This is a genomic window from Photorhabdus cinerea, assembly GCF_011189575.1.
GTDB classification, from domain to species: domain Bacteria; phylum Pseudomonadota; class Gammaproteobacteria; order Enterobacterales; family Enterobacteriaceae; genus Photorhabdus; species Photorhabdus cinerea.
Genome location: NZ_PUJW01000078.1, coordinates 1 through 3,169, shown reverse-complemented (window position 1 = coordinate 3,169; position 3,169 = coordinate 1). Strand labels below are relative to the sequence as shown.

The following is a 3,169-nucleotide window of genomic DNA, read 5'->3' as shown; positions in this document are numbered from 1 at the left end:
ATGACATCAAAGATCCTGCCAAAGAGAAACACAACCATCTGGAACAGGTTGAGTTCCGTTACGAAAAAATCATCTGGACGTACAAAGACGGCAACATCATTCACTCGGATGCGTGGAATGAGCGCAACCAGGCGTAATTGCTGATCGGCTGCTATGTCGGAGGAATGGCAGCCATTTAATCCAACCGGTGCGGCGTTATTGCTGCGCCGGTTGATCGCGGGCACTGGGTGGGTTATCCCCCCAGACTAACAATTTTAATCCCCGGGGACGGGCACATTTTGAGCAAAAAATCACGGATGAGCTTCAGCCGTGCGGTAGCTATGGAAAAACGGCTTATTCCTCGAATGTGACCTGACCTCTTATTAACACCGGAACTTTATATGGATACGGTATCGACTTCATTATTGTGTCGCTTAAATCCCTATTGCGCACAGGCATTAAACGCGGCAGCGGCACTCTGCCAGACCCGAGCGCATGCTGAAATTACTGTGGAACACTGGTTGCTAAAACTCCTTGAAGACGGTGAGGGCGATATTACTGTGATTGCCCGGCGTTACGAATGGGATATGCATTCGTTGTGGCAATCTTTGTTGACCATTATTGACCGCTTGCCTCACAGCATCAATCAACGTCCTCGGTTGTCGGATAGCTTATGTCGTTTATTACAAGTCGCTTGGTTTGTTGCTTCTCAAGAAGAGGGTAATGAATTTATTCGATCGGTGCATTTGTTGCAGGTATTGCGCGGCCAGCCGGCTTGGTTGCGTATTCATGATGGCTGGCCGTTGATGAGCCTGAGTGTGAGCCAATTACAGCATTTGCGCCCGCTGCTGGACAAGCACTCAGAAGAGCGCCCGGAGGTACAGGCGGCGGCATGTTTGGCTGATAGCGGTGGGGATTCTGTGGTGGCGGAAATGCACCCCGATAAACCTGTTCAACATTCTCCGGCATTATCACCGGCGTTGCAGGGAGTATTGGACAAATTTACGCAGGATTTAACGGCGCGTGCCGCCGAAGGCCATATTGATCCCGTGTTTGGCCGTGACAACGAAATCCGTCAGATGATCGACATTCTATCGCGCCGGCGTAAAAACAACCCGATTTTGGTCGGTGAACCGGGGGTAGGAAAAACCGCGTTGGTGGAAGGATTGGCCTTGCGTATTGCTGGTGGTCAGGTGCCTGATAGCCTGAAAACCGTCAGTGTGCGAGCGCTGGATCTGGGGCTATTGCAGGCGGGCGCTGGGGTCAAAGGTGAATTTGAACAGCGACTGAAAAACGTGATTGAGGCAGTACAACAGTCACCCACCCCGATCTTACTGTTTATTGATGAAGCCCATACGCTGATTGGCTCCGGTAATCAGGCGGGCGGTACTGATGCGGCTAACCTGCTTAAACCTGCACTGGCGCGGGGAGCATTACGCACGATTGCCGCCACTACCTGGTCGGAATACAAACAATATTTTGAACGGGATGCGGCACTGGAACGGCGTTTCCAGATGATCAAAGTAGACGAACCGGATGATGAAACCGCCTGCCTGATGTTGCGCGGTCTGAAAGCGCGCTATGCCCGTTACCATGGCGTTCATATTCAGGATGACGCTGTTAAAGCGGCGGTTACTTTATCTCGCCGTTACTTGACCGGGCGTCAGCTCCCGGATAAAGCGGTGGATTTGCTGGACACGGCCAGTGCTCGGGTGCGGATGAGTCTGGATACGGTGCCGGAAGCATTGACACAACATCAGGCACAACTGACGGCCCTTGAAATGGAGCAACAGGCGATTGAAGCGGATTGGCTTGTGTTGCCGACAGAGGAAGATAACACCCGCTTAAAGGAGATTGCGGTTCGGCGTGAAGAGGTTGCCCGCCAGACTGAACAGCTCACAGCACAATATCAGCGCGAAAAGCGTCTGGCTCAGCGCATTCTCGATTTACGTCAACATTCACCCAAAACACCTGAACTCAGGAAAGACATGGAGGAGCTGGCAGAATTACAAGGTAGTGAGCCGTTACTTTCGTTGAATGTGGATATGCGCACCGTTGCGACGGTGGTTGCCGACTGGACGGGGATACCGTTAAGCAGTTTGCTAAAAGACGAACAAACCGATCTGTTACATCTGGAGCAGCATTTAGGCGACCGGGTTATCGGTCAGGATATGGCACTGCGGGAAATTGCCCAACGTTTACGCGCGGCTAAAACTGGTTTGACCCCGGAACAGGGACCGCTGGGTGTTTTTCTGCTGGTTGGACCGAGTGGTGTGGGGAAAACCGAAACCGCACTGGCACTGGCCGACTGCCTGTTTGGGGGCGAACGGTCACTAATTACTATCAATTTGTCGGAATATCAGGAACCGCACACGGTTTCTCAGCTAAAAGGTTCACCGCCGGGTTATGTGGGTTACGGGCAGGGCGGCATCCTGACGGAAGCGGTACGTCAGCGCCCTTACAGCGTCGTGCTGCTGGATGAAGTAGAAAAAGCGCACCGTGACGTGCTGAACCTGTTCTATCAGGTCTTTGATCGCGGTTTTATGCGCGACGGTGAAGGGCGCGAGATCGATTTTCGCCATACCGTCATTTTGATGACCTCGAATTTGGGTAGTGATCAACTGATGGCGTTATTGGCACAACAGCCTGATGCTCCGACTGCCGCCCAGCATGAGTTATTACGCCCCATATTGCGTGATCACTTTCAGCCTGCATTGCTCGCCCGTTTCCAAACCGTGATTTATCGCCCGTTACCGGCGGAAGCGCTCAGACAGATTGTGGATATCAAACTGGGGCAAGTCACGCGACGTCTGAACACCCATTATGGCCTGACCTGCACGGTGGAAAGTGGCCTGTGCGACACGCTGGTCAATGCCTGCCTGTTGCCGGACAGCGGGGCGCGCAATATCGACAGCCTGCTCAATCAACAAATCTTACCGGTGTTATCGCAGGCGCTGCTGGAACGTTTGGCACATCACCATAAACCTGTCGGCGTGACATTAGGTTTCAATGAAGAAGAGGGAATCATCCTTGCTTTCACTGAACAGACTGCCGTATCTGATAGCGGAGAAAACGCATGATGGAGAGAAAAATGCTGCTGGCCCGCCAGCGTCAGGCGGATAAAACGAAGCTGACGGGTCATTGCCGTTACCGGCTTGAGGTCCGGCGCTGTGAGGCTGAGCTGGATGTG

The 3,169-nt window shown here is 52.9% G+C and carries 1 protein-coding gene and 1 pseudogene; both read left to right on the top strand.

What is annotated here, in order from left to right; translation table 11 throughout:
- Positions 1 to 137: pseudogene (locus C5469_RS22505) on the top strand (type VI secretion system tube protein Hcp); the annotation flags it as partial.
- Between the two features lie 243 nt (positions 138 to 380).
- Positions 381 to 3,059, top strand: a complete 2,679-nt coding sequence (tssH, locus tag C5469_RS22500) for a type VI secretion system ATPase TssH (RefSeq protein WP_166310891.1) — start codon at positions 381 to 383, stop codon at positions 3,057 to 3,059.
- Positions 3,060 to 3,169 lie beyond the last annotated feature (110 nt).

Bases quoted from the DNA above. Each gene is read 5' to 3' on its own strand.
- tssH (WP_166310891.1), top strand. From the start codon at position 381: ATGGATACGGTATCGACTTCATTATTGTGTCGCTTAAATCCCTATTGC.